Genomic DNA, 23,005 nt, shown 5'->3' on the forward strand with positions numbered 1-23,005 from the left:
GCCGTCACTCCTCCCCGCGGGCGCTCGCGACGACCTCGATTTCGACGCCGATGTCGATGGGCAAGTCCTCGACCTGCACGGCGCTCCGGGCGGGATACGGCGCGGAGAAGTGTTCCGCGTACACCTCGTTTATCTCGTCGTAGTCGTCCATGTCTTGAACGAACACGGTCGCCTTCACCACGTCGTCCAGCGAGCGACCCGCCGCCGCGAGAACGGCGTCGATGTTTTCGAGCGTCCGGGTCGTCTGCTCGCCGATGGTATCGCCGACGATATCGCCGGACGCCGGGTCGACGGGGCCCTGTCCGGAGACGTAAATCCGGTCGCCGTCACGGACTGCTTGCGAGAACGGGCCGATGCTCGGCGGTGCGGCGTCCGCGCTTATCTCCTCCATTCAGTTCACCACCGAAAGGACCGACGCCGATTTCGTGCTGACTCCGGTGCTGGGATTGACGTTAGTGTTGGCACCGGTGCTGGGATTGACGTTAGTGTCGACTATTCGTACGACTCCGCGAATCGTGTTGGCCGTCATCGGACCGTATGGTCTCGGCGAGGAATCATAAAACCCGTTGTAGGGAAAATTTCGATCACCAAACCGATCGGTGGTCGTCGATACTGTTACAAGGTCATCCTAAAAAGCGTACCGACCGTCGGGTGTAAACGCGAAACGGGTCGTTGCGGTCGCTTCGAATCGGACATCGAGAGATGCCACGCGTCGGCCAGTCATCGAGGTGGGATGGGGTTAGGATGGGAAGAAACCCGGGGACAAGAGCGACCTAACGGGGATAGCGCCGGTCAGCGATGGCCGAATGAACGCGGTGTCCGTCGCTCGACGGGGGTTCGATTCGGATGGACTGCCAGACGTCTCTCGGCTTGAATTCGGTTCCGACGGCGATTATCTTCCGACGCCGTTCCAAGAACTTTGCGGAGGCACGGCAGAACCAACCGGTCAGATTGTCAATGAAAAGTGATATACTGTCCGGTCGGCGTGTTACTGACGATGAAAGCGGTCGTTCTCGCTGCTGGCGAAGGGTCCCGACTTCGACCCCTCACAAATCGTCGCCCGAAACCGATGCTCCCGGTCGGCAACAAGCCGCTCTTGGAGTCGGTAATCGAATCCATCGCCGCGGCGGGTGTGGACGAAATCGTCCTCGTCGTCGGCTATCACCGTGAACGGATTCAGACGTACTTCGGCGACGGTCGCCGGTGGAACGTCGATATCACGTACGCGGTACAGGAAAAACAGTTGGGTACCGGACACGCGCTCTTGCAGGCCGAACCGTACATCGGGTCGGACTTCATCGCGATGAACGGCGACCGATATATCGAACCGTCCGCCGTCGAAAAGCTCATCGACGACCACCGACAGACGGGGGCGGCGGGGCTTGCGACGACGCGGGTCGAAACGCCGAGTCGGTTCGGCGTGGTCGAACGCGACAAGCAGACCGTCACCGACATCATCGAAAAACCGATACCGGGGACGACGACGTCGGAACAGATCAACGCCGGTGTGTACGTGTTCGGCCCGGACATCTTCGCCGCGATTCGCCAAACCGAAAGTCGCGGGGAGTTGGCGCTGACGCGAACGTTGCGAAACTACGTCGAAGACCATCCGCTGCGTGCGATTCCCTACGACGGCCTCTGGGGCGACGTCTCACACCCGTGGGACTTGCTCTGGCTCAACGGCTACGTGTTGGACAAGCAAGATTCCATCGGCGAAGGCGACACCGCTCGGACGGCACACGTCGCTTCCAGCGCGGTCGTCCACGACGACGTGATGATGGGAGAGGACGTGACGGTGCGCGCCGGCGCGGTCGTCTGCAGGGGAACGTCGGTCGGCGAGAACGCGACGGTCTGCGCGAACGCCGTCGTCGAGGATGCCGTCGTCTTCCCGGACGCGACCATCGAACCGGGAGCGGTCGTCAGGGATTGCATCGTCGGCGCGAACGCGACCATCGGACCGAACACCACCGTCGAAGGCGGCGTTACGGACGTGACGCTGGACGATACCGTCCATCACGACGTGACGTTCGGCGGTCTCATCGGAGACAACGCTCGAATCAGTGGCAACGTCACGGTCCTTCCGGGCGCTATCGTGGGTGACGGGGTAACGGTGGAGAGCGGAACGACCGTTCGTGAACGAATCGAAGACGGTGCAGTTGTACGGAGAGGATAGTTCATGTGTGGAATCACCGGTTACATCGGAAACGAAAGTTGCTCGACCATCGTCGCACAGTGTCTGAAGAACCTCGAATATCGCGGCTACGACTCCGCGGGTATCGCCCTCCTCGACGACTCGTTGGAGGTGAACAAGCGAAGCGGGGAGATAGACAACCTGACCGTTCCGTCGACGTCGAACGCCACCTGCGGCATCGGTCACACGCGATGGAGCACGCACGGGGCACCCACGGAGCGAAACGCGCACCCGCACACCGATTGTACGGAGCGGATAGCGGTCGTGCACAACGGTATCATCGACAACTACGAGGAGTTCAAGGCGGACCTCCTCGACGAACACCAGTTCACCAGCGAGACCGATACCGAGGTCATCGCCCACCTCATCGAGGAGGCCCTGAACGAAGACGGCGTGGACCTCCGCGAAGCGGTCGAACGGGTCGTCTCGAAGCTCTCCGGGAGTTTCGCCATCGCGGTCACGGCCGTCGGCTACGACGGCATCGTCGCGGCGCGACAGGACAGCCCCCTCGTCATCGGCCACGACGACGACGCCACCTTCCTCGGGAGCGACGTGACGGCCTTCGTCGAACACACCCGAACGGTCACGTTCCTCGAAGACGGCGACATCGCACGCCTCACGGAGGAGGGAGTGACCATCGTCAACGACGGCGAGGTGGTCGAGCGCGAGCCCCAAACCGTCGAGTGGGACGCCGACGCGGCCGAGAAGGGGGGCTACGAGCACTACATGCGAAAGGAGATACACGAACAACCGCGGGCGGTACGGCAGGCGCTCTCGGGGCGTATCGACGAACTCGCCGGGACGGTGGACCTCGACCTCTCCCTGTCGGAGGAGTACTGTCGCTCCTTGGACGAGATTCAGATCGTCGCGTGCGGAACGTCGTACTACGCCGGACTGTACGCCGCCGGGCTGTTGGAGGAGTACGCCGACGTTCGCGTCTCGGTGCACATCGCGAGCGAATACGAGTTCAAGGGGAACCGCGACCCGTGGCGAACGCTCGTCGTCGCGGTCACCCAGAGCGGCGAAACCGCCGACACGCTCCGCGCGCTTCGCAAGGCCGCCGGTGCGGGCGCTCGAACGCTCGCGGTGACGAACACGGTCGGTTCGACCGTCACGCGCGAGGTGGACGACACGGTGTACATCCGCGCGGGGCCGGAAATCGGCGTCGCGGCGTCCAAGACGTTCGTATCGCAGGTGGCGACGCTGACGCTCGTGACGGTGTATCTCGGCCAACAGCGGGACGCTCTGTCCTCGAACGAGCGGGCGAGCATCCTCGAAGAGTTGTCCGCGGTACCCAGTTCGATTCAACAGGTGCTCGACGCCGAACCGACGGTACAACGGGAGGCGAAGGCGTTCGCCGACAGCGATTCGTTCTTCTTCATCGGGCGACGACTCGGCCATCCGGTCGCGCTCGAAGGCGCGCTGAAACTCAAGGAGATATCCTACGAGCACGCGGAAGGGTTCGCGGGCGGCGAACTCAAACACGGGCCGCTCGCGCTCGTGACGGACGAAACCCCGGTCATCGCGGTCCTCACCGACGAGACGAACGCGTCCGAGACGCTTCACAACGTCAAGGAGGTCGAATCGCGGGGGGCACCCGTTATCGGCGTTACTTCGGACGACGAACCCAACGCCGTATTCGATACGACGTTCGACGTTCCGTCCATCGGCTTGATGGAACCCGTGGTCGCGAACGTGTATCTACAGCTGTTCGCCTACCACGTCGCAAAGGAGAAAGGCCGCGACATCGACAAACCGCGGAACCTCGCCAAGAGCGTTACCGTCGAGTAACCGTCCGGAGCGGCCACTCCTTCGACGATTTCTATCGCCGAGTGACGCCGGAATTTTCACTCGACATCGGGGGTGTCGACGGGACGAGAACGGTCGCCATTCGTCATCCGCGTAACCACGATTACCGGGATTCCGTGTGTGGGATGTGTGACGTTCGTTCGACGGAACGACGGTTACGGAACCGAAAACGAAATCGCGTCCTGAAAACGGTTCTCGGGTTTGAAACCGTAACTCAGTGACACACCGGAAGGGAGTCTCGACTCCCGTGTCACAAATGAGAACTGCACTGAAACACGCGCTCGTCGTCCTCGTCGCGTCCAGTCTGCTCGTGACCGGACTCGCCGGAACGGCCGTCGGACGAGGGCAACCGATGGCCGACTCGCACCGTCTCTCGCAAACACAGTCACAGCAACCGTCGGCGTCGCAACTCGGATCGATGTCGTGCGGGGAACTCCGTGCGACGTACGAACGGGGTGTCGAACGAGTTCGGAACAGCGACCTACCGGAACAACGGAAACAGCGACTCATCCAACGCGGTACAGCGCTCTACAACCTATACAAGTTCCGCAAGGGCTGTTGAGTACGCTCCACGAGAGATGTCGAATACGTCTCACGAGAATTGTCGAATCTGGGGTCGCCTCGACGCGCTCGATGGTCGTGCGCCCGCAGAGCGAGTATCCGTCGTCACGGCTCACCCCAGAGCGGTTAAGGAACGTCCCGTCGAGGCGGTCGGTATGTGGCCGTGGGGACATCTGGCGGTGGGGTACCTCGCCTACTCGGGACTTCGACGGACGAGAACGACCCGTCCGCCGACCGGCACCGACGTAATCGCGTTGGCCGTCGGGACGCAGTTTCCCGATTTGATGGACAAACCGCTCGCGTGGTGGGTCGGCGTCCTCCCGACGGGACGGTCGCTCGCACACTCGCTGCTGACCGCGAGCGTGCTGCTCGCCGTTACCTACGGCATCTGCCGACGAAACGGACACCGGTCCCGCTGGGCCGCCTTCGCCGTGGGCTACGTGTCACACCCGTTCGCGGACGTGCTCCTACCGGTGCTGGCCGGTGGGTACGGACGGGCGACGTTTCTTCTGTGGCCGATTCTCCCGCTCTCGTCGCCGAATTCTGGTCCGTCAGTCGTCGGCGTACCCGGCGACTTCCCGATAGAACTGTCGTTGGTGGTCGCGGCGGTCTACGTCTGGCTGGCCGACGGTGCACCGGGCGTCGCGTCCGTCCTCCCGCTCGGCTCCGACCCGCGCCGCGAACGGCAGTAAGGCGAACGCCCCCAATCTTTAGTTCGGTCGTCGTCGTAGGTGAGTGCTCCCGAGTCGGGCCGTCGGTACGCCCGCGGCGACGGGCGAGGCGGTAGCGAGCGATTCGACCGCCGTTCACGAACGGTTCGACCACCGTTCGACGAGTTCGGCATCGACACACGACGATGACAATGATAGATACGTCCGATATGTGGCAGTTGCTTCCACGACGCGTTCGCCGATTTCCCGCCGACCTCGCCGTCGTCATCGCACTCGTCTTGGTGACGGTCGGCGTCGTTCGCGCCGGAGGAATCTGGACGCCGGTTCGACTGTCGTTCGGATTCCTGTTCCTGTTCTTCCTGCCGGGATACGGCCTCGTCGCGGTGCTGTTCCCCGAAGCGAGCGGAGATGGAGAATCCGAGGGAGGGGACGACGAAGACGGAACATCGACCGGCTTTCCGCGGCGTATCGACGGTATCGAGCGCATCACGCTGTCCATCGCGGTTAGCCTGGCCGTCGTTCCGCTCATCGGCTACCTCGTCAGCTACTCGCCGTGGGGGTTGAATCTTGACCCGAGCCTCCTCGCTATCGGCGGCTTCACCATCGTCTGTGCCCTCGCCGGAGCGGTTCGCCAGTGGGCGCTCCCGGAGTCGGATCGGTTGTCGGTCCCTATCGAGGACGCGTATGCGCACTTCACGCCCGACGTTTCGACGGCGACGAGCTACGTGCGGCCGCTGAACGTCATCCTCGTCGTCAGCCTCGTCGTCGCCGCCGCCGGAATCGTCTACACGACGACGACCCCGCGGAGCGACGAGCGGTTCACCGAGTTCTATCTCGGGACGAAAAACGCGTCGGGGAACACGGTCACGGACGCGTACCCGAAAAACTTCACCGCCGGAGACGCGAAGCATCTCCGCGTCGGAATCGGAAACCACGAGTACGAGCGCGCGAACTACACCGTCGTCGTCCTCTTACAACGGGTGAAACGGAACAACGGGGCGACCCAGGTCACGGCCGAACGGCGGCTCGACCGGTTCCGCGTTTCCGTCGGGCAGGGACAAACGGTCGTCGAAAACCGCAGTCTCGAACCGACGATGACCGGTGAACGGCTTCGGCTCCAGTTCCTCCTGTATCGCGGGGGGGCTCCGGCGTCGCCCTCGGCGAAAAACGCGTATCGACGGACGCACCTCTGGGTTCGCGTTCATCAGTAGCTCTCCTCGACCTTTCGACGGACGAGTCGTCGGACGGTTTCTCGAATCGAGCGGTCCGGCTGCCATCCCAACTCCCGTTCGGCCCTCGTGGTATCCACGTCGAAGTCGGTGACGAGCGTTTCGTTGCTCCGGGGATTCTCTATCAGTTCGATGTCCGGGGAGCGACCCGTTTCGTCCGCAACCGTCCGCTGGACGAGTTCGGCCAGCGACAGCACGTCCATCTGTTCCTCGCTCGCTATCTCGTATCCCTTCGTCCCAGTGGTTCCGTCGCCGAGTTCGTCCATCAACCGTTCCACGCTCCGACGGTATGCGTCCCCGACGTCCCGCACGTGGACGTAATCTCGCGCCTGCGTCCCCGGTTCGTAGACCGGCAGGGACTCGCCCGACATCGCGCGTTCGATGAAGAAGTTGATGACGGTGGACTTGCTGATCCGTTCCCCGTTCGCCGTGTGTTCGCCGTAGATGTTCGACTTGAGGAACAGGTGCGCCGGAAACGACCCGCGGGCGAAGACTTGGACCGCGCGCTCCCCGAGGACCTTGGTTCGTCCGTACCAGTTCATCGGCGTCCGTTCCGAATCGACCGTCACCGGCATCGATTCCGGGGTGCCGAGGACGGCCACGCTGAACGGAAACACGAGGGCGGTCGTCTCCCGCCAGCAGAACCACGCGACGTTGTTCGTCCCCTGTACGTTGACTTCGTAGGCGAGTTCCGGGTTCTCATCGCAGTTCTTCACGCCGCTGACCGCGGCGAGGTGGACGATGACATCCGAACCGTCCAGCGCGTCGGTTAAGCGGTCCCTATCACGAATGTCGACGTGTTCGATGCCGCCGTCGACGGCGGGTCCGCTCTCGTTGTGTGAGAGGGGCCGAACGGTCCACTCGGGATGCGCGGTTCTGAGCACTTCGACGACGCGACTCCCGATGTATCCCGTCGCCCCCGTTACCGCGACCGTCGGCGGTTCTGATGGTCCGTGCATGCGTTCAGCCCTCCGCACGCCGTCGGACGAGGCGTTCGACGGACTCCCGAATCGAGCGGTCCGGTTGCCACCCCAACTCCCGCCGTGCGGCGGAGATGTCCACGTCGAAATCGGTGACGAGCGTCTCATCGCCGCGGGGGTTTTCGACGACTTCGATGTCCGGTTCCCGTCCCACTTCCTCGGCGACCGTCCGTTGGACCAGTTCGGCCAGTTCCATGACCGTCCACTCCTCGTCGCTCGCAATCTCGTACTTCGAGACGCCCGTCCGACCCGCATCGCTTCGGTCCACCAATCGCTCCGCACTCCGTCGGTAGGCGTCGGCGACGTCCCGCACGTGAACGAAGTTTCGCGCCTGTGTTCCCGGCTCGTACACCGAAATCGGCTCGTCCGCGAACGCGCGCCGAACGAAGAACTCGAGGACCATTCCGCGCGAGATGCCGCGGTCGTTTACCGTGTGCTCGCCGTACACGTTGGCCTTGAGGAACAAATGCGCCGGAAACGAGTCCGCCGCGAGCGATTCGATGGTCCGCTCCCCGACGAGTTTCGTCTCCCCGTACCAGTTCATCGGTCGCCGCGACGCGTCAACGGTTATCGGGAACTCCTCGGGGTCGCCGAGGACGGCCATGCTGAACGGAAACGCCAACCCGGCGCCCGTTCGCTTGCAGAACCACGCGACGTTGGTCGTCCCGTGAACGTTCGTTTCGAGCGCGAATTCCTCGTCGTCGCGGCACGAATCCACGTCGCTCGCGGCGGCGAGATGGAGCACGACGTCCGAACCGTCCAACGCGCTTTCGAGCCGGTCGCGCCGTCGAACGTCGAGGAACTCCACGTCGGTATCGCCGATGCGGTGGATTTCGCCGCGGTAGAAGTTGTCGAATGCGCGAATTTCCCACTCGGGATGGTGCTCTCGAACGGCGTTTACGACGCAACTACCGACGTACCCGCCCGCGCCGGTGACACTGACGGTCGGCGTCTCCGCGGGTGCGTCCGTGTCGCTCATCGGTATCTCCTCTCCGTGGTCCCCGCATCGTCGCCCCGTCTCCGTTCGAACGACGCGTCGAATGGCCCTCGCGGAAACCGAACGGGTTCGACCGCCGACGTGACGTTCTCACGCGCCTGTTCACCCAGCGCTGGCTCCACTACGAGAATCTTCTCCCCCATTTTACGTCGAGTCTCAACGACGAACGACATTACGTTTGCGGCGAACCACCTCGTACGACGTGAATTTCGGGGAGTCCACCGCGAGGTCGGGGTCGGACGCGACGGCGTCGTTGTCCGCGACCGACCGCCTGCCACCGCCGAACTCGCCGACCGTTTGGCGAGCACGCCATCGTTCTGGCCCGTCACCGATTTGGAATTAGCGGTGAGTTGTTGTTAGATATCTATCAAGAGTTATCCGTCGGAGCGTGGTTGATGAGACACGATGATTCCTCGCGTAGCCTATCTCGTCCTCGTCGTCGGTGTGCTCGGCGTCGGATTCGAACGCTACCGCACCCGCTTCGAGAGGCACGAATTAGGGGCGGCGTTGCTCGGCGCGCTCCTCGTCGTCGCCGTCGCGTTCGCACCCCGCATCGCGGGACTGCTGAACGACGTGGGACTCGTGGAAATCGTGGTCGGTATCGCTATCGTACTCGCGCTCGTCGCGGCCGGGGTCTCACGCCGCAAGGCTGTCCGGAACAGGCGACGGTTCAACGCGCTCGTCCGCGAACTGGCGATACGGGACGTGCCGATGGAGCGGTCGGACGAGGACACGGTGTACGTCGTCATCCCGGCGTACAACGAGGCCGAGACCATCGGCGCGGTGGTCGAATCGCTCCCCGAAACGCTCAGAGGTCGCGCGGTCGTTCCCCTCGTCGTCTCCGACGGGTCGTCGGACGGAACCGTCCGCGCGGCCCGTGCCACGGACGCCGTCGTGGTCGAACACGTCGTCAACACGGGGCAGTGTAGTTCCCTGAAAACCGGGTTCGAAATCGCAAGACGACAACGCGCCGAAGTGGTGGTCGGGATGGACGCCGACGGCCAACACCGCGGCGACGAACTGCAGCGTCTCGTCGGCCCTGTTCTCGACGGCGAGGCCGACTACGTTATCGGGTCCCGATACCGCGGCACCGACGCGTCCGAAAACGGGCCGGTCCGGCGCGGGGGCATCTGGGCGTTCACGACGCTCATCAACGTCCTCACGAAGTCGTCCATCACGGACGCGACGAACGGCTTCCGCGCGCTCACCATCGACGCGTTCGAACGAATTTCGTGGGTCGAAGAGCGGTTTTGCGCAGTCGAATTGCTGGTGGAAGTACGAAAGAGCGGACTCAGGATGAAGGAAGTGCCCGTGACCGTGGAACGGCGGCAGGGCAGCACGACGAAGAAACCGAAACTTGGCTACGGACTGGGTATCGCCCGGACACTCGTGGGGTCGTATCTCCGATGAACGCTCACGACGGATGCCCGACATGACCGAGGAAAACTCGAACGTAACCGAGGGAACCCGACAAAACCGAGAAGACTCCAACATGACCGAGAAGACTCGAGGCGACCGAGGAAACGCCGACACGACAGGGGAAACCCGAGAGGAGACCGACTCGCGGTGGCGGTCCGTCGGAACGGTGCTGAAGGTACTGGTATCCGTCGCGTCGTTCGGCTACCTGCTGTGGAAGTTTCCGGTCGAACGGGCGTTTCGCTCCATGTTCGAAATCAGCGCCCCCTACCTCGTCGTGCTCGTACCGGTCGTGCTGTTGCCCATCTTCCTCACGTCCCGGTCGTTGCAGTTGCTGTACGAGGAACACGAGTCGGTACGCTTTCTGCCGATATTCAAGGTGGATACGGTCGATTTCGTCGTCAACTCGTTTCTGCCGACCAGACTCGGTTCGCTCGCGACGACGCCACTCATCCTGAACAAGTACACGGGTATCGAACTCCGGCGCGCGTTCGTCATCAAGGGCGTGCAACTGCAGATGATAGCGGCCATCAACGGTCTCGTCGCGCTGACGGGGCTGTTCGTGCTCCTTCGATACCTGGGACGGAACATCGCCCTCGTGCTGCTCGCCAGCGCGACCGTCTATCTCGCGCTCCCGGTCTTCGCGTTCCTGCTGGGGTGGGTAGACCTTCCGCGATTCGTCACGGACAGGGCACCGAAGTTGCTTGCATCGGTCGGCGAAATGCAACACGACCTGCTCTCGTCGAACAAGCTCAAATCCGTCGCGCTCCTGTTCGTCTCCTTCGTCGTCCTCTCCGGCGTTCGCTTCGGCATCGTCGGTGCGAGTCAGGGATTGGAGTTGTCGCCGCTTCGCTACCTGCTCATCCCGACGCTCATCTACTCCGTCACCGTGCTCCCCGTCTCCATCGGGGGCATCGGAGTCACGGAGGTGACGGGGACGACGGTGCTCGTCGCGTTGGGTGTCTCGCCGAGCGTCGCCACGAGCGTCATCATCCTCGACCGGGTGTTCGCCGCGTATCTCCCGCTCGCGCTCCTCTACGTCTACGCCAACTACGTCGTTCACTCGGACGTGAGCGTATGAAGCGCCGGATGACCGGGTCGATAAAATACCTGAATTTTCGAAGAAGAGAAATGATTTCCGACTGATCAAAAAACAATTAGTCAAAACGATGGTCGTACGTAGTGAAAGTGGCGGGCACAACCGATAAGTAATGGTGAGTAGTTTGACAATCGGGGGACAAAGATGACAGATTTGAGTAGTAAACGAGTACTCATCACGGGGGGATGCGGTTCGATAGGATCGTCGCTCGTTCGGCGAGTGTTACAGGACGGCCCGGAGTTGGTTCGCGTGATCGACAACGACGAGGGGCGGCTGCACGAGATGAAAACGAAACTGGGCGCACAGTACCCGCGTCGGTTGGAGACGTCGTACAAGGACGTCCGCGAGTTTCACGAGATGAGACAGGCGATGGAGGGAATCGACGTCGTATTCCACGCGGCGGCGTTGAAACACGTCGGTATCGTCGAACGCGACCCGTTTCAAGCCGTCAGAACGAACGTCGAGGGGACCGAAAACGTGCTTCGCGCCGCGACGGAGACCGACGTCGAAGCCGTCATCGCCGTCAGCACGGACAAAGCGTCCAACCCCGTTTCGGCGATGGGTGCGACGAAGTTGCTCTCCGAGCGACTGACCGTCGCCGCGAACGAGAGCGCGGACGGACAGAACGTTCGATTCGGTTGCGTCCGATTCGGCAACGTGCTCGGGACGCGCGGCTCCGTGGTTCCGGTGTTCGTAGAGCAGATTCGACGAGGAGGACCCATCACCGTGACCGACCCGGAGATGACGCGGTTCGTCATGCGGCCGCGAGACGCCGCGGAGTTCGTCGTGGAGGCGTTCGGGACGACCACCGGCGGCGAAGTCGTCGTCCGCAAGATGCCCGCGTTCAAGGTCGGAACTCTAGCCGACGCGCTTCGAGAGCAGTACGCGTCGGAGTTCGGCTATCAGCCCGCGGAAATCCCGACGAGGGTCGTCGGGTCCGGGCCGACCGAGCGCTACCACGAAAAACTCGTATCCGAGGACGAGGTGAAACACGCCGTCGAGGAGCGCGACCGGTTCGTCCTCTATCCGAACGACGAGTCGATGCCGTCCGAGGCCGACGGAAACGCGCTCTCCGGGGAGTACACGTCGGCCGACGCGCGACGGCTTTCGAAAGCCGAGTTGCTGACCATGTTGGGTGAGACGGACGGAAATCTCCCGACGACGGAACCCACCGCGTAACGACGGGCGAAAATTCGACCGATATCGAACGCATTTCGACACTCATCGGTCGTAGACGTCGGTCGCAGAAATCCGACTTCGGCATCGGTCGAACGTCGAATCGGCGTCGTCGGTACGCGCCCACCATCATCGGCGAGTAACCTCGTGTGCGGAGTTCGGTCGCCCTTCCTCCGCAGAACGCCTGTACAGCCACAATTACTTTACGAACGACTAGCGTGAATGATGCGTCATGAGCGCATCGATGAGCGTGAGCATCGAACTCGAACTCCAGTGGGGAAGACAGGGTATGGAAACCGAATCCGAATACATCAGCGACGGACGATCACACGAGACGCGCGCGATGCGCCGACTCCTGTCCACCTGCGACGAATACGACATCCCCATCTCGTTCGACGTGGTCGGCTATCTCCTCCATCGGGAGTACGCTCCGCCGGAGGATGACCCGTACGACGACTGGTGGCCCATCGGACCCGGGTCGTGTCTCGATTCCCACCCGACGTACTACGCCCCAGATCTGATCGAGGAAATCGAAAACGCGGAGACGGAGCACGAGATTTGCACGCACACGTACTCGCACTTGCTAGCCGAGCGGTTCGATGCCGAGCATCTCGACTGGGAACTCGACCAAGTAGAGGAACTGTACGAGCGACATGGTTTACCGACGCCTGAGTCGATAGTCCCCCCACGACATCACTCCGTCCAACGAGAGGTCCTGTCGAAGCACGGAATCCGGGCGATGAGGGTCCCCGTCGTCAAACCGTCCGACCATGCTCCCGGCAATGCGTGGCACATGCTGACACGAGACCATCCGGTCGCCGAACCGCGGGAGCGGAACGAAATCGTCGAAGTGCCGAGTACGCGCCCGCCGTCGTTGACGACGGCGCTCCTGCCGGAAGGCCGTCACTCGACCCATCCCGGATTTCGTCCGATACCGAAGCAAATTCGACGGCGCATCCATCGCCGCTACCTCCGCTCCTCGTTGGACCGTGCGCTCATCGAGGATTCGCACGTTCACTTGTGGACTCACCTGTACAACATGGCGAACGACGAACAGTGGTCGTTGATAGACGAGTTTCTGCAGCGGGCGGGGCTATTTCAGCGGCGAAACGGCATCGAAATTCTCACCCTCCGGGACTGTGCCGACCGGTACGCGGAGGGGGGCTGAGATGCGGGTCGGACTCCTCATCGACGGGGAAATAATGGAGGAGTGGATGGCACGTCCCGTCGAACGGATGGAAGCGGAGACCGATGCCACCGTGACCACGGTGGTCGAAAACGCCAATCCGCCGGGTTACAGACGATATCTCGAAATCGCCCGAAACGACGGGATTTGGACATCGATGCAGGCGGCGAAGATGCTCCGTCGAACGATCGCTCCACCGGGATATCGGGAGCGCCGACACGTGTCGGAGGTTATCGATATGGGCGATGTGGCCCACTACCGGTGTCCCCCCGTGAAAACGGACGGGTTCGGTACGGAACTCCCGCCGGGAGCGGTTTCGGTCCTCGCCGACACCGACGTGGCGGTGCGATACGGGTTCGGCATCCTCGTCGGCGACGCCTTGACCGCCCCGACCAACGGCGTGTTGAGCTACCACCACGGAAACCTCCGACGATATCGCGGCCGTCCCGCCGGGTTTTGGGAGTACCTTCACGACGAGGGGACGGCCGGGGTAACGCTCCAACGGATCACCGACGAACTCGACGCGGGACGCATCGTCGTGGAGGACGACGTTGCCATCGAGGACTGTACGACGTGGGGGGACGTGTTGGGGCGACTCTACCGGGCGTCCGACCCGATGCTCGCGGAGGCGGTTCGGCGCCTCGATGATCCCTCGTTCGAACCAACGTCCGTTGAGGACCTCGGGTCGCTCTACACCCGCCCCGACCCGACGGAGTTCGCCCGGTTCCTCACCAAATCGCTGTGCGACCGGGTTGGGGAGATCGGCCGAATGGCGACGCCGCAGCGGTCGGATGCGCGTGACGAGTAGGGAAGACCGCCGCTTACCGCCGATAGACGACGACGCCGCCGTTCGAATACACGCGTTCGTGACGTCGGTCGAACCCCGGCTCGGGGTCGTAGGTCAACTCCCATCGACCTTGCATCGCTCCGTACGTGCGATACACGCGAACCTGCGTCCGGTAAGCGATGTATCTAGTATCTTCGTTCAACGTCGTGTGGTTCAACAGCTCCTCGTCCATGTACATGTAGGTATCCGCACTCGGGTCGTCGAGTCGAGTTGGTCTCGGGTTGTGGAGTCGAACCGTCGATTTCGCGTAGAAGAAGTCAGTGGCGATGTCCCCCGGAACGTGGGTGCTGAACCGTTTCGCCGCGGTTTCCTCGGCGGTGAGATACTGGCGTTCGCCCTGCGGGTGGTCGGGAACAACGAGCGGGGTTATCAACTGCGACGTCACCAGCAGGAGGAAGACCGCGAGGACGGCGACGCTCCGTCGCCGCCCCGGAACGTGTCGGCGAAGGACCGCCACGGCCACGACGACGAACAACAGCAGTTCCATGTAAAAGTACATCCGGGACGGGTTTACCGCGGAAACGCTCACGGCACCGACTCCGGTGAGTGCGATACAGACGGCGATACCGGCCAAAATGGCCCGAGTTTCGTGGGAATCCGTCCGCCGCGCGAGAACGAGCCACGCGATTCCGGCGAGCGGAACAAGCGTCAACCCGTGCCCGCGTCGGAGGACGAAGTTCACCGGTTCGCTGGCGACGGGCGTGGCCGCCCGCGGGACGACGTGAACGGTTTCGACCGACGTGACCTGAAGTGCCAGCAGGAATCGGCCGATAACGCCGACGATGTAATCCGTGATGATGGTCAGTTGGACGACGACGAGCACGCCCGACAGAACGGTGAGCATCAGCAGGGTCGATGGCGTCGTCGCCCGTTTGATCGGGTCGTCCATCCACTCCCTCGACTGGAGCAGGATGAAGGCGGAACTCCCGACGACCGTACCGAACACGAGGAGCGCCGTTAGCTTGTGCGTGTACACCATCGCAACCGTAAAGAGGAACGTCAGAACGAGGTCCACGGTTCGCTTGTATCGGAGGTATCGCCCGAAGACGACGAGGAACGGTATCCAGAGGCCGACCGCGAGCGTCTGTGCGAGGGGACTGGTGGCGTAGATGACGGACGCGGCACCGACGGCGACCAAGAGCGTGGCGTAGATTCCGACGCGCTCGGACGACAGTCGGCGCGCGACGACGTACGCGAGGAGAGGAAAGAGGGCTCCGAAGACGAAAGCGTACACGTCCAACATCCGCAACGCGTCCACGCCCATCACGTCTCCCGTGAGGGCACCCGAGACGAGAAAAAAGGGAGCTTTGCCGTAAAACGGGAAGTCGAGGTTAACCACGCGACCCGTCTCCATCAGCGAAACGATAACGCCAGCGTACTTGTCGGGGTCCACTCCGACGTAGCTACTCGGAAACAGCACGACGAGTGCCCGGTAGTAGACGCTGAGGCAGACGAGTGCCGCGAGCAGATACCGCGTCGGAAACGACCCGACGGAAACGACGTACGCGACGAAAAGCACGGTGACGGCCCCGACACCGACGGTAAGGGACGGGTACAGTCGGCCGTTCAGATGGACGGAAATCGACGTCGCCAGCAAAATCCAACTGGCGACGATCGTGATCACCTTGAGCACGTCCGCAGAACGAAGCGTCACGACGGAGCGGAAATTCATCTCGGTCCGTTCAGGACACGACCGAGACGGTTACGAATCTATCGGCCTGTCTACCTATCCGTCCTATGTATTCTCGAATTGATTAGAGAGCGGACCCGACATAGTTGGTTCGTCTTCGAGATGTAACTTTCGACGAATCTTTTTGCCGCTCCGTACCGCCGATTCACGGGCGCTACCGAATATCCATGAAGATTGGAATACTGAATCCGACGGTCTTGGTCAGACACCCGCAAATACTCGCGCCGCGGTTAGCGGAGGCGGGACACGAAGTCGTGTTCTACCAACCGGAAGAGGGGCGGGGGAATCCGCCGACCGGAGAGAACATCACTGTGAAATACTATCCGGCACGCTTCATCCCGAAAATCCGCTATACGCTTCCGACGCCGGGATTCTATCGGCTGTTGACGGACGACGTACCGACGCTCGATAGACTCGTCATCGGCGGCTACCTCTATCCGGTGTGTTCGATAGCGGCGATACTGGGGCGACGGTTCGACGTCGAGACGACCGTCATCGTGAACAACCTCGTGGGCGTCGAGTGGTTTTACGGGGACCGGTTCATCGATGCGGTATCGAAAGTCTACACGCACTCCGTCGGCCGCCTCACGTTCTCGGCCGCCCACAACGTGGTCGGTCAGGGGGAGTACGTCCGCGACGGACTGACCCGATTCGCGCCCGAGGGGAGAACGTCGGTCATCTCGACCGGAATCGACCTCGACCACTACGCGCCGGGCGCGACGTCGCCCGCCGAATTCGAGCGAACGGATTCCATCGAACTGGTGTACGTCGGTCGCCTCGACCCGGTGAAGGGCGTACGGAACCTGCTGGAAGCGTTCGTCGAACTGCATGAGCGAGGGACGCGGGACTACCATCTGACGCTCGTCGGCGACGGGACGAAGCGGTCCGACTACGAACGGTTCGTTGAACGACGGAGGATGCAGGATGCCGTCACGTTCGCCGGATATCAGGACGACGTTCGGCCGTTCCTGTTGGCGGCGGACGTGTTCGTGCTGGCGTCGGTGGCGGAGGGACCACCGGCGGCGATACGGGAGGCCCAAGCCTGTGAGACGCCCGTCGTCGCCACCGACGTCGGTGGCGTCTCGGATTTGGTTCACGGGGGCGTCGTCGTCCCGCCGAACGACCCGGACGCGCTGGCGGACGGAATCGAGACGCTCGCCGAGGAGGACCTCGCCGCCCGCGGTCGGATGGCGCGGGAGTACACGGTCGAACACTTCGACGTCGATTCGATGATGGACGAGTACGCCGCGATTCTCGCTGGCGGGTGAGCGAACACCGATTCGGCTCCGTACGCCGCGGGGGGGCGTGCCTGTCCACCGAGCGACGACGGTCATAAGAGTTAATAATTTAAATAAAGTATCTGGTCATTCAGCATGGACGGGGGGAAATCAGACACGAACGAGGAGAGTGCGGGGTATCGTAGCTACGTCCCATCGAGGCGCGTCATTCGAATCGCGTTCGTTCTCGTCTTACTGGTGTTGAGCGCGCCGATTGCAAGCGCGTATCTCCAGAGCGGGACCGAATGGTCGAGCGCGAGGATGGAAAACAGAACCGTCCCGCCCGCCAACGGGGTGACGGTCGTGACGTCGGACGCGTACGGTGGCGGTCGTATCGGTGCATACGGACCGAGCGGAAAGACGCTGTACTACAACGACTCACACGACTTCTACCACGACGTGGACCCGAGTGCGAAGGGGAAGATGACCGTCCTCTACGTGGCGTCCGACGACGTGAGCAAGAGCGAGTGTGATTCATCCGTGAAATGCCGACGGAGCGTCGTCGAACGGCTCAACCTGACGACGGGGAAGATAACCCGTATCTGGTCGGACGTGCGCCCGTCCCGCGGTTCGAGCGCGATTCACGACGTCGATTACCTCGGGAACGGGAAGCTCCTCGTGGCGGAGATCAATCCGCCGGACGGCGTGTACATCGTGGACACGAACACCGACAACATCGAGTGGTACTGGCGGGCGGAGCAGAACTTTTCGCACGCGAGCGGCGGGAACTTCCCGCGGGATTGGACGCACATCAACAACGTCCAGCAACTGCACGACGGACGAATCGCGGTCAGCGTCCGCAATCAGGATCAGGTCATCTTCCTCAATCGGTCGACGGGGATGAAGTCCAACTGGACGCTCGGCGCCGACGACCGGCACGAGACGCTCTTCGAGCAGCACAACCCGGACTACATCAACGAGTCGAACGGCGGACCGGCGCTCCTCGTTGCCGACTCGGAGAACAACCGTGCCGTCGAGTATCAGCGGACGAACGGTAGCTGGAACCGGACGTGGGCGTGGAGCGATTCGAAGATGCAGTGGCCCCGCGACGCGGACCGACTGCCGAACGGTCACACGCTCATCACCGACTCCAACGGGGACCGAGTGCTGGAGGTCAACAAGCAAAACGAAATCGTCTGGTCGATGTCGTTCCCCGGACCGTACGAGGCGGAGCGGCTCGGAACCGGCGACGAGAGCACGAACGGAACGAGCGCGAAGGCGCTCGGTCTCGAACCGCACGCCACTGGTTCGACCACGGACGGGACGTCGTACGTCGTCGCGTCGATGGCCGAGCAAGCGGTGCACACCGGGATAAGTCTCCTGCCGCCGCGGATACTCCACGCGCTCCTCTTCGTGTTTCCCGTGTGGATAACGCCGGTGAGCGCGATTGCGGCGCTCGCGTTGGCGGGAGTGGTCGTGCTCTGGCTGTTGTTCGAACTGCACTGGGCCAGCTACACGCTCTCCTTTTCGCTCCCGGTTCGACTCTCGCGCGAGTCGTCCGACACCGACACGAGCGACGGGAACGCGGAACGATAAGCGGGAGGTCCCGCTTTCCGTCGGTCGGGTCGCGAAATCCGGTACGACAGGCGAACCCGCTACGACAGGCCGCCCGAAAACGCGCGCTGAACGTGCGTGAAGACGACGTAACCGAATCCCAACAGACCGGCGAGCAGTATCCAACGAAGTCGCAGCTGCCATCGCGGTCGGACGTGCGCCGGTGACGTGAGTTCGAGCAGCATCAGCAGGCCGACGAACGAGACGAGGAAGAACGTCTCGCCCGAAAGCACGCCCAGAATCGAGAGCGTGGCGGCCGCGACGAGCATCAGCCCGAGTTGGCCGTAGACGAACCGGCGCCGGTGGTCGAGAGTCATCGGTATCGGTGCTCGACCGGAACACGTAGAAACCTATCGGCGGTCGTGACCGGCGCGAAAAATCGAAACAGCGGTGATTCTAATCCGACTGTGCCGGGACCGACTCGGTTTCGTCCCGAATCACGTCGGGAACGAACCTGTCTTCGTGCGATTCTATCCGGTCCGTGTGGCGGGAAAGCGCCTGCAGCACGTCCCGAATCCCGTCCTCGAACGACTGTCGCTGCTCGCCGATGAGCGACATGTAGCGGTCGTTCTCTATCTCCATCTTGTGGGTTTCGTTCTCCTCGCGCGGGTTTTCGAAGTGCTCGACCGACGTGTCGAAGTCGAACTCCGACGCCACCTCGTCGATGGTCTCGGCGATTTCGACGATGCTGATGGCGCGGGTCACTTGGTTGTACACCACGAAGTTCTCGGAGCGGTCGTCCGCGTCGCCGAGCGCGAGGCGTGCGAGTCCTTCGACCGTATCTTCGAGGCTGGCAAAGGGTTTTCTCTGTTCTCCCTTGCCGTACACCGTCAACGGGTAGCCCGCGGCCGCTTGCGCACAGAAGCGGTGGACGACGGTGCCGAAGTAGTAGTCGAAGTCGAAGCGCGTCTTCAGTCGGCCGGACCCCCGCGTCTCCTCGGTTTCGGTACCGTAGACGATGGCGGTCCGAACGTCGCTGATGGGAATCCCGAACTGCTTGTGCGCGAGGCGCATGTTCGCGGCGTCGTGGGATTTCGTGAGATGGTACCAGCTGCCCGCCATCGCGGGGAACGGCACCTCGTCGCGCTCGCCGCCGTTCTCCATCATCGCGCCCCCTTCGGGTATCGGAAACGCGGGCGCGCCGTAGACGCCCGTCGTCGTCGTCTCGATGAAATGGGTATCCGTGAGGCCGTTCTCTTCGAGTCCCCACAGGAGGTTGCGCGTCGATTGCAGGTTATTGTGCTGGGTGTAGTTCGCGCGCTCGCCGTTGATCTGCGAGTACGGCGCCGACGGCTGTGCGGCCGTGTGAACGATAGTGTTCGGTTCGTGAACTCGGAGGAGTTCGTCCACGAACGACTTCTCCGTCAGGTCGCCCTCGACGAACGAGAGGTTCGAGACGCCGAGTCGGTCGCGCGCGGCGGCGACGCGTTCGTTCGGGTCGACGACCGGAACGGCGCTCTGACCGCCGACCTCCTCGACCCATCGACGCCGCCCGCAGTCGTCGACGCTGACGACGCGCTGGTCTGTTCGGTCGGCGATGCGAAGCGCGGTCGGCCAGCCGATGTAGCCGTCGCCGCCGGTCACGAGAATCGTCATGGATTTCCCTCCTCGTGGGTCGATTCGTCCGCCTCGGTTCGGCGGTCGCTCAGGTGTTCCCAGATTTCGGTACAGCCCACGCCGTCCTCGACGTCGTGAAGGTGGCGAGCGTGTTCGCGTTCGTGTCTCATTTGAGTGTCAGGGAACCATCCGTTCCGTCTTCAAGATTGTGGGCGTAACGGCGGTGAAACGTCCGAAACGAGGCAGTACGACGGGATTCTCCGTCGTTTCTCGCCGAGCCGTACGAGAAACGGGAACATAATCCGACGGCCGTCGGAACGGCCGTCGGCGTCGGTTCGGGCCCCATCGAGCGAACCCCGATAGCGGCGACCTACCCGCGGGAGCGTCGGTCACGGTTCCGTGTCCTCGTCCATCCGTTCTTCCGTCCTCTGGTCCGTTCGTTCGTCGGTTACGATGCCGTCGGCGGCGTCGAGCAGGACGGACACGGTGTCCGTCGAAATTCCGTTCGACGCGAACACGACCCGCTCGTAACACGCGGTTAGGTCGGCGAGCGTCTGGTATTCGCGGTCGGTGACGACCGACTCGGCCGCGTCTCGGAGTTCGCGCGGCGTCGACGACGGAGTGAGGTCGTAGTTCCGGAGGAGATACCGACGGAACGCCGCGTAACCGATTTTGACCGCTCGCTCGTGGTCGCCCGACGAGAGTCGCGTCCGAGCGGTGTCGAGCGCGTCCAGTTCGTTCGCCGCGTCGTCTTCCGTCTCTGGCGGTTCCTGCTCGATATCGCCGTCCGGCGAATCGCCTCGCGCGTCCTCGCCGCTGGACGTCCCCTCGCCCTCTCCTACGCCGTCTACATCGTCGCTCCGACGCGACCGCACGAAGACCGTCCCGAGGAGGAAAACGAGGGTCAACAGCGCCGCACCGGCCCACGGCAACGAAATCCAACCGAGCAGGCCGGTGGGTTTCGAGACGGGTTCCACGACGTCGCTCACCCGTGCGTTTTCGAGGTTCGACGATGACGGTTCGTACGCCGCGACCACGGTCGCCGACCGGTCCGGGCCGACCGACGACGGAAGCTCGAACGTCGCGTTGTAGCTCCCGTTCGACCCCGTTTCGACCGACGTGACGCGATTGCCGTTCACCCGAATCACGACCGCGCCACCGGTCACCGCGGTATCGTTCCGCACTCGGAGTCGCCCGTGCGCCTCGACGCGGCTGCCGTTGCGAGCGGCGTCCATCGACAGCGAGGTGTTCGTCCGTTTCACGCGGAGCTTACGGGTCGCGTTCGCCCCCGACAGGGCCTTCTTCGAGAGCGGGACCGTCGCCCGGAGCGTTCGGTTCCCGGCCCGAATCGACGACGGAATCCGGGTTCGAACGGTGAACGTGCCGTTCGGACCCGTCGTCGTCGTCCCGATGCGTTCGTCGCCGATGCTGACGACGACCGGGACGTCCCCCGCCGAGACGCCCTTCGCGCCGACGGTTCCCGAGACGGCGACCGACTTCCCGAATCGGGTTTCGTTCGGCGTTCGCGTCAGTCCGAGCGTCGAATCGACCTGCGTTACGTTCGCCGCCACGGAGTCGGTCGATCCGAGGTAGGCGGATTCGTTCAGCGGGCGATACCGGACGGTCAGTCGTTTCGTGTTCAGGGGAAGCGTCGTCGGGCGGTACGAGGCTGTGAACCGCCCGTCATTGTCCGTCCGCGTCTCGACGGTTCGGTTCCCCACGTCGAGCGTGACGTTGCGATTCGAGACGCGACTCCCGTTCGCCGTCGTCAACACGCCGGTCAAGTTCATCGGGTCGAGGAAGGAGACGTGGTTCGACTGCGCGGTAACGTCCAACTCCGTCCGCTCGAACACGGCCGACTCGACGCCCGACTGCGTGGTCGAGATGTTCCGTGAGATGGTCGTTACCTGCCGCGACGAGCGGTTCAGGTCGGCCCCCGTCGTCCCGGAGACGTTCCGATACGTCGATTTCAAGGACGTACCCGACTGGTTCGTCCGTTCGGCCAGTTGGTCGAGTCGCCGCGCCCGCTGTCGTGCGCGCTTCGTGTTTCCGTTCCGACGCGCCTTCCGGTACTGCTTGTACGTCCGGCGATAGTCCTGCACCGAATCGATGAACCGCCGTTGACTCTTCTTACCCCGCCGGAACTGCTCCGTGTGGTTCGCGTTCCCCGGCGCCGATTGCTGGACCTCGACGTACTGACCGAGCTGTTTCGAGAACCGGTCGCCGACGATGCCGCGCGCCTTCTCGTACTGCCCCCGTTTGACCCGCACCATGCTGTTGCCGAGCCGATGGGCGAGTCGTTCCCGGAGCCACCGTTCGACCGCCGCCGAATCGCCCCGTTGTTGCACTCGGTCGGGGTCCCGGTGGCGCGGAACGGTCGCCGTCGTCCGACCGTCGACGGACTCGTTCGCGGCGATGGACCCGTTCGCCCCGTTTTCGGCGACGCGTCGCTCGGGCGACGTCGTGACCGTCGATTGTCCACCGCCGACGGCCGACGAGACGACGAGGGTGGCGACTACCGCCACTGCCAGCACGTATCTCGAACGGTTCATGGAACTCGGGTCCCGGCGGACCGTCGGCCGGGTCGTCGGGCGACGACCCGACGGCTGTCCGGCGTTACGGCCGCCACGCTGACGCCGACGTAAGCCGGAGCGGGTCTTAAAACCGGACGACCGTTAGCGACGGTATGAGGGGGCTAGCCGCGCGGGAACGCGAGCGCTGACTCGACGGCGGACGGCTATTCTCGGCGCACCGATGGCGACGCC

Annotated in this window: 21 protein-coding genes; 13 read left to right on the forward strand and 8 right to left on the reverse strand. The window is 63.2% G+C overall.

The genetic code is table 11. The features are described 5' to 3' along the window. Positions 1 to 4 precede the first annotated feature (4 nt). Positions 5 to 391, reverse strand: coding sequence for a Rid family detoxifying hydrolase (locus V5735_RS21020; protein ID WP_423747102.1), 387 nt, complete (start codon positions 389 to 391; stop codon positions 5 to 7). A gap of 606 nt (positions 392 to 997) precedes the next feature. Here V5735_RS21020 and V5735_RS21025 point away from each other — a divergent pair. From V5735_RS21025 to V5735_RS21050, 6 genes are all read left to right on the forward strand, one after another. Further along, positions 998 to 2,173, forward strand: a complete 1,176-nt coding sequence (locus V5735_RS21025) for a sugar phosphate nucleotidyltransferase (protein WP_423747103.1) — start codon at positions 998 to 1,000, stop codon at positions 2,171 to 2,173. 3 nt (positions 2,174 to 2,176) lie between these two features. Then, a complete protein-coding gene (gene glmS / locus V5735_RS21030) occupies positions 2,177 to 3,982 on the forward strand; it encodes a glutamine--fructose-6-phosphate transaminase (isomerizing) (RefSeq protein WP_423747104.1) in 1,806 nt (601 codons plus the stop codon). 274 nt (positions 3,983 to 4,256) lie between these two features. Then, complete coding sequence (locus V5735_RS21035) at positions 4,257 to 4,562, forward strand: hypothetical protein (protein ID WP_423747105.1); 306 nt, start codon at positions 4,257 to 4,259, stop codon at positions 4,560 to 4,562. A gap of 154 nt (positions 4,563 to 4,716) precedes the next feature. After that, the gene (locus V5735_RS21040) at positions 4,717 to 5,253 is read left to right on the forward strand and encodes a metal-dependent hydrolase (RefSeq protein ID WP_423747106.1); all 537 of its coding nucleotides are present in this window, start codon (positions 4,717 to 4,719) and stop codon (positions 5,251 to 5,253) included. A gap of 39 nt (positions 5,254 to 5,292) precedes the next feature. Then, positions 5,293 to 5,421, forward strand: a complete 129-nt coding sequence (locus tag V5735_RS21045) for a hypothetical protein (protein WP_423747107.1) — start codon at positions 5,293 to 5,295, stop codon at positions 5,419 to 5,421. 2 nt (positions 5,422 to 5,423) lie between these two features. Next, positions 5,424 to 6,443, forward strand: a complete 1,020-nt coding sequence (locus tag V5735_RS21050) for a DUF1616 domain-containing protein (protein WP_423747108.1) — start codon at positions 5,424 to 5,426, stop codon at positions 6,441 to 6,443. On the opposite strand, the gene V5735_RS21055 is transcribed toward V5735_RS21050, so the two are convergent. Both V5735_RS21055 and V5735_RS21060 read right to left on the reverse strand, forming a co-directional pair. Next, complete coding sequence (locus V5735_RS21055; RefSeq protein ID WP_423747109.1) at positions 6,437 to 7,420, reverse strand: NAD-dependent epimerase/dehydratase family protein; 984 nt, start codon at positions 7,418 to 7,420, stop codon at positions 6,437 to 6,439. The two genes, V5735_RS21050 and V5735_RS21055, sit on opposite strands and share 7 nt — an antisense overlap. Before the next feature lie 4 nt (positions 7,421 to 7,424). Further along, positions 7,425 to 8,420 carry an NAD-dependent epimerase/dehydratase family protein gene (locus tag V5735_RS21060; protein ID WP_423747110.1) on the reverse strand — a complete coding sequence of 332 codons (996 nt, stop codon included), beginning with the start codon at positions 8,418 to 8,420 and terminating at the stop codon, positions 7,425 to 7,427. Between the two features lie 423 nt (positions 8,421 to 8,843). Between V5735_RS21060 and V5735_RS21065 the strand changes: the two genes are divergently transcribed. The 5 genes from V5735_RS21065 (at position 8,844) to V5735_RS21085 (ending at position 14,123) form a co-directional block, all read left to right on the forward strand. Further along, positions 8,844 to 9,848, forward strand: coding sequence for a glycosyltransferase family 2 protein (locus V5735_RS21065; RefSeq protein ID WP_423747111.1), 1,005 nt, complete (start codon positions 8,844 to 8,846; stop codon positions 9,846 to 9,848). Positions 9,849 to 9,930: 82 nt separating this feature from the next. After that, the gene (locus V5735_RS21070; protein WP_423747112.1) at positions 9,931 to 10,935 is read left to right on the forward strand and encodes a lysylphosphatidylglycerol synthase transmembrane domain-containing protein; all 1,005 of its coding nucleotides are present in this window, start codon (positions 9,931 to 9,933) and stop codon (positions 10,933 to 10,935) included. 162 nt (positions 10,936 to 11,097) lie between these two features. Beyond that, positions 11,098 to 12,132: an SDR family NAD(P)-dependent oxidoreductase gene (locus V5735_RS21075; protein ID WP_423747113.1), complete on the forward strand. Its 1,035-nt coding sequence runs from the start codon at positions 11,098 to 11,100 to the stop codon at positions 12,130 to 12,132. Positions 12,133 to 12,361: 229 nt separating this feature from the next. Further along, positions 12,362 to 13,297, forward strand: a complete 936-nt coding sequence (locus tag V5735_RS21080) for a polysaccharide deacetylase family protein (RefSeq protein ID WP_423747114.1) — start codon at positions 12,362 to 12,364, stop codon at positions 13,295 to 13,297. Between the two features lies 1 nt (position 13,298). Continuing rightward, a complete protein-coding gene (locus tag V5735_RS21085) occupies positions 13,299 to 14,123 on the forward strand; it encodes a formyltransferase family protein (RefSeq protein WP_423747115.1) in 825 nt (274 codons plus the stop codon). A gap of 13 nt (positions 14,124 to 14,136) precedes the next feature. Here V5735_RS21085 and V5735_RS21090 read toward each other — a convergent pair whose 3' ends face one another. Continuing rightward, a complete protein-coding gene (locus tag V5735_RS21090) occupies positions 14,137 to 15,834 on the reverse strand; it encodes a hypothetical protein (protein WP_423747116.1) in 1,698 nt (565 codons plus the stop codon). A 185-nt stretch (positions 15,835 to 16,019) separates the two neighbouring features. Between V5735_RS21090 and V5735_RS21095 the strand changes: the two genes are divergently transcribed. Further along, positions 16,020 to 17,120 carry a glycosyltransferase gene (locus tag V5735_RS21095; RefSeq protein ID WP_423747117.1) on the forward strand — a complete coding sequence of 367 codons (1,101 nt, stop codon included), beginning with the start codon at positions 16,020 to 16,022 and terminating at the stop codon, positions 17,118 to 17,120. Between the two features lie 105 nt (positions 17,121 to 17,225). Continuing rightward, positions 17,226 to 18,665, forward strand: a complete 1,440-nt coding sequence (locus V5735_RS21100) for an aryl-sulfate sulfotransferase (protein WP_423747118.1) — start codon at positions 17,226 to 17,228, stop codon at positions 18,663 to 18,665. Positions 18,666 to 18,724: 59 nt separating this feature from the next. On the opposite strand, the gene V5735_RS21105 is transcribed toward V5735_RS21100, so the two are convergent. The 4 genes from V5735_RS21105 to V5735_RS21120 all read right to left on the reverse strand — a co-directional run bounded on the left by V5735_RS21105 (position 18,725) and on the right by V5735_RS21120 (position 22,792). Further along, positions 18,725 to 19,000 (reverse strand): hypothetical protein, encoded by a 276-nt coding sequence (locus V5735_RS21105; protein ID WP_423747119.1) that lies wholly within the window; start codon positions 18,998 to 19,000, stop codon positions 18,725 to 18,727. Positions 19,001 to 19,079: 79 nt separating this feature from the next. After that, positions 19,080 to 20,279 carry an NAD-dependent epimerase/dehydratase family protein gene (locus V5735_RS21110; RefSeq protein ID WP_423747120.1) on the reverse strand — a complete coding sequence of 400 codons (1,200 nt, stop codon included), beginning with the start codon at positions 20,277 to 20,279 and terminating at the stop codon, positions 19,080 to 19,082. After that, positions 20,276 to 20,410, reverse strand: coding sequence for a hypothetical protein (locus V5735_RS21115; RefSeq protein ID WP_423747121.1), 135 nt, complete (start codon positions 20,408 to 20,410; stop codon positions 20,276 to 20,278). The genes V5735_RS21110 and V5735_RS21115 overlap by 4 nt, the downstream gene beginning before the upstream one ends. Positions 20,411 to 20,629: 219 nt before the next feature. Then, positions 20,630 to 22,792 carry a hypothetical protein gene (locus V5735_RS21120; RefSeq protein ID WP_423747122.1) on the reverse strand — a complete coding sequence of 721 codons (2,163 nt, stop codon included), beginning with the start codon at positions 22,790 to 22,792 and terminating at the stop codon, positions 20,630 to 20,632. Positions 22,793 to 23,005 lie beyond the last annotated feature (213 nt).

The organism is Haladaptatus sp. SPP-AMP-3, from assembly GCF_049568665.1.
Lineage (GTDB): Archaea > Halobacteriota > Halobacteria > Halobacteriales > Haladaptataceae > Haladaptatus > Haladaptatus paucihalophilus.

What these genes read in the sequence shown, in the direction of transcription:
- V5735_RS21020 (WP_423747102.1), bottom strand. Translation starts at nt 391, where the DNA reads ATGGAGGAGATAAGCGCGGACGCCGCACCGCCGAGCATCGGCCCGTTC.
- V5735_RS21025 (WP_423747103.1), top strand. Translation starts at nt 998, where the DNA reads ATGAAAGCGGTCGTTCTCGCTGCTGGCGAAGGGTCCCGACTTCGACCC.
- glmS (WP_423747104.1), top strand. Translation starts at nt 2,177, where the DNA reads ATGTGTGGAATCACCGGTTACATCGGAAACGAAAGTTGCTCGACCATC.
- V5735_RS21035 (WP_423747105.1), top strand. Translation starts at nt 4,257, where the DNA reads ATGAGAACTGCACTGAAACACGCGCTCGTCGTCCTCGTCGCGTCCAGT.
- V5735_RS21040 (WP_423747106.1), top strand. Translation starts at nt 4,717, where the DNA reads ATGTGGCCGTGGGGACATCTGGCGGTGGGGTACCTCGCCTACTCGGGA.
- V5735_RS21050 (WP_423747108.1), top strand. Translation starts at nt 5,424, where the DNA reads ATGATAGATACGTCCGATATGTGGCAGTTGCTTCCACGACGCGTTCGC.
- V5735_RS21055 (WP_423747109.1), bottom strand. Translation starts at nt 7,420, where the DNA reads ATGCACGGACCATCAGAACCGCCGACGGTCGCGGTAACGGGGGCGACG.
- V5735_RS21060 (WP_423747110.1), bottom strand. Translation starts at nt 8,420, where the DNA reads ATGAGCGACACGGACGCACCCGCGGAGACGCCGACCGTCAGTGTCACC.
- V5735_RS21065 (WP_423747111.1), top strand. Translation starts at nt 8,844, where the DNA reads ATGATTCCTCGCGTAGCCTATCTCGTCCTCGTCGTCGGTGTGCTCGGC.
- V5735_RS21070 (WP_423747112.1), top strand. Translation starts at nt 9,931, where the DNA reads ATGACCGAGAAGACTCGAGGCGACCGAGGAAACGCCGACACGACAGGG.
- V5735_RS21075 (WP_423747113.1), top strand. Translation starts at nt 11,098, where the DNA reads ATGACAGATTTGAGTAGTAAACGAGTACTCATCACGGGGGGATGCGGT.
- V5735_RS21080 (WP_423747114.1), top strand. Translation starts at nt 12,362, where the DNA reads ATGAGCGCATCGATGAGCGTGAGCATCGAACTCGAACTCCAGTGGGGA.
- V5735_RS21085 (WP_423747115.1), top strand. Translation starts at nt 13,299, where the DNA reads ATGCGGGTCGGACTCCTCATCGACGGGGAAATAATGGAGGAGTGGATG.
- V5735_RS21090 (WP_423747116.1), bottom strand. Translation starts at nt 15,834, where the DNA reads ATGAATTTCCGCTCCGTCGTGACGCTTCGTTCTGCGGACGTGCTCAAG.
- V5735_RS21095 (WP_423747117.1), top strand. Translation starts at nt 16,020, where the DNA reads ATGAAGATTGGAATACTGAATCCGACGGTCTTGGTCAGACACCCGCAA.
- V5735_RS21100 (WP_423747118.1), top strand. Translation starts at nt 17,226, where the DNA reads ATGGACGGGGGGAAATCAGACACGAACGAGGAGAGTGCGGGGTATCGT.
- V5735_RS21105 (WP_423747119.1), bottom strand. Translation starts at nt 19,000, where the DNA reads ATGACTCTCGACCACCGGCGCCGGTTCGTCTACGGCCAACTCGGGCTG.
- V5735_RS21110 (WP_423747120.1), bottom strand. Translation starts at nt 20,279, where the DNA reads ATGACGATTCTCGTGACCGGCGGCGACGGCTACATCGGCTGGCCGACC.
- V5735_RS21115 (WP_423747121.1), bottom strand. Translation starts at nt 20,410, where the DNA reads ATGAGACACGAACGCGAACACGCTCGCCACCTTCACGACGTCGAGGAC.
- V5735_RS21120 (WP_423747122.1), bottom strand. Translation starts at nt 22,792, where the DNA reads ATGAACCGTTCGAGATACGTGCTGGCAGTGGCGGTAGTCGCCACCCTC.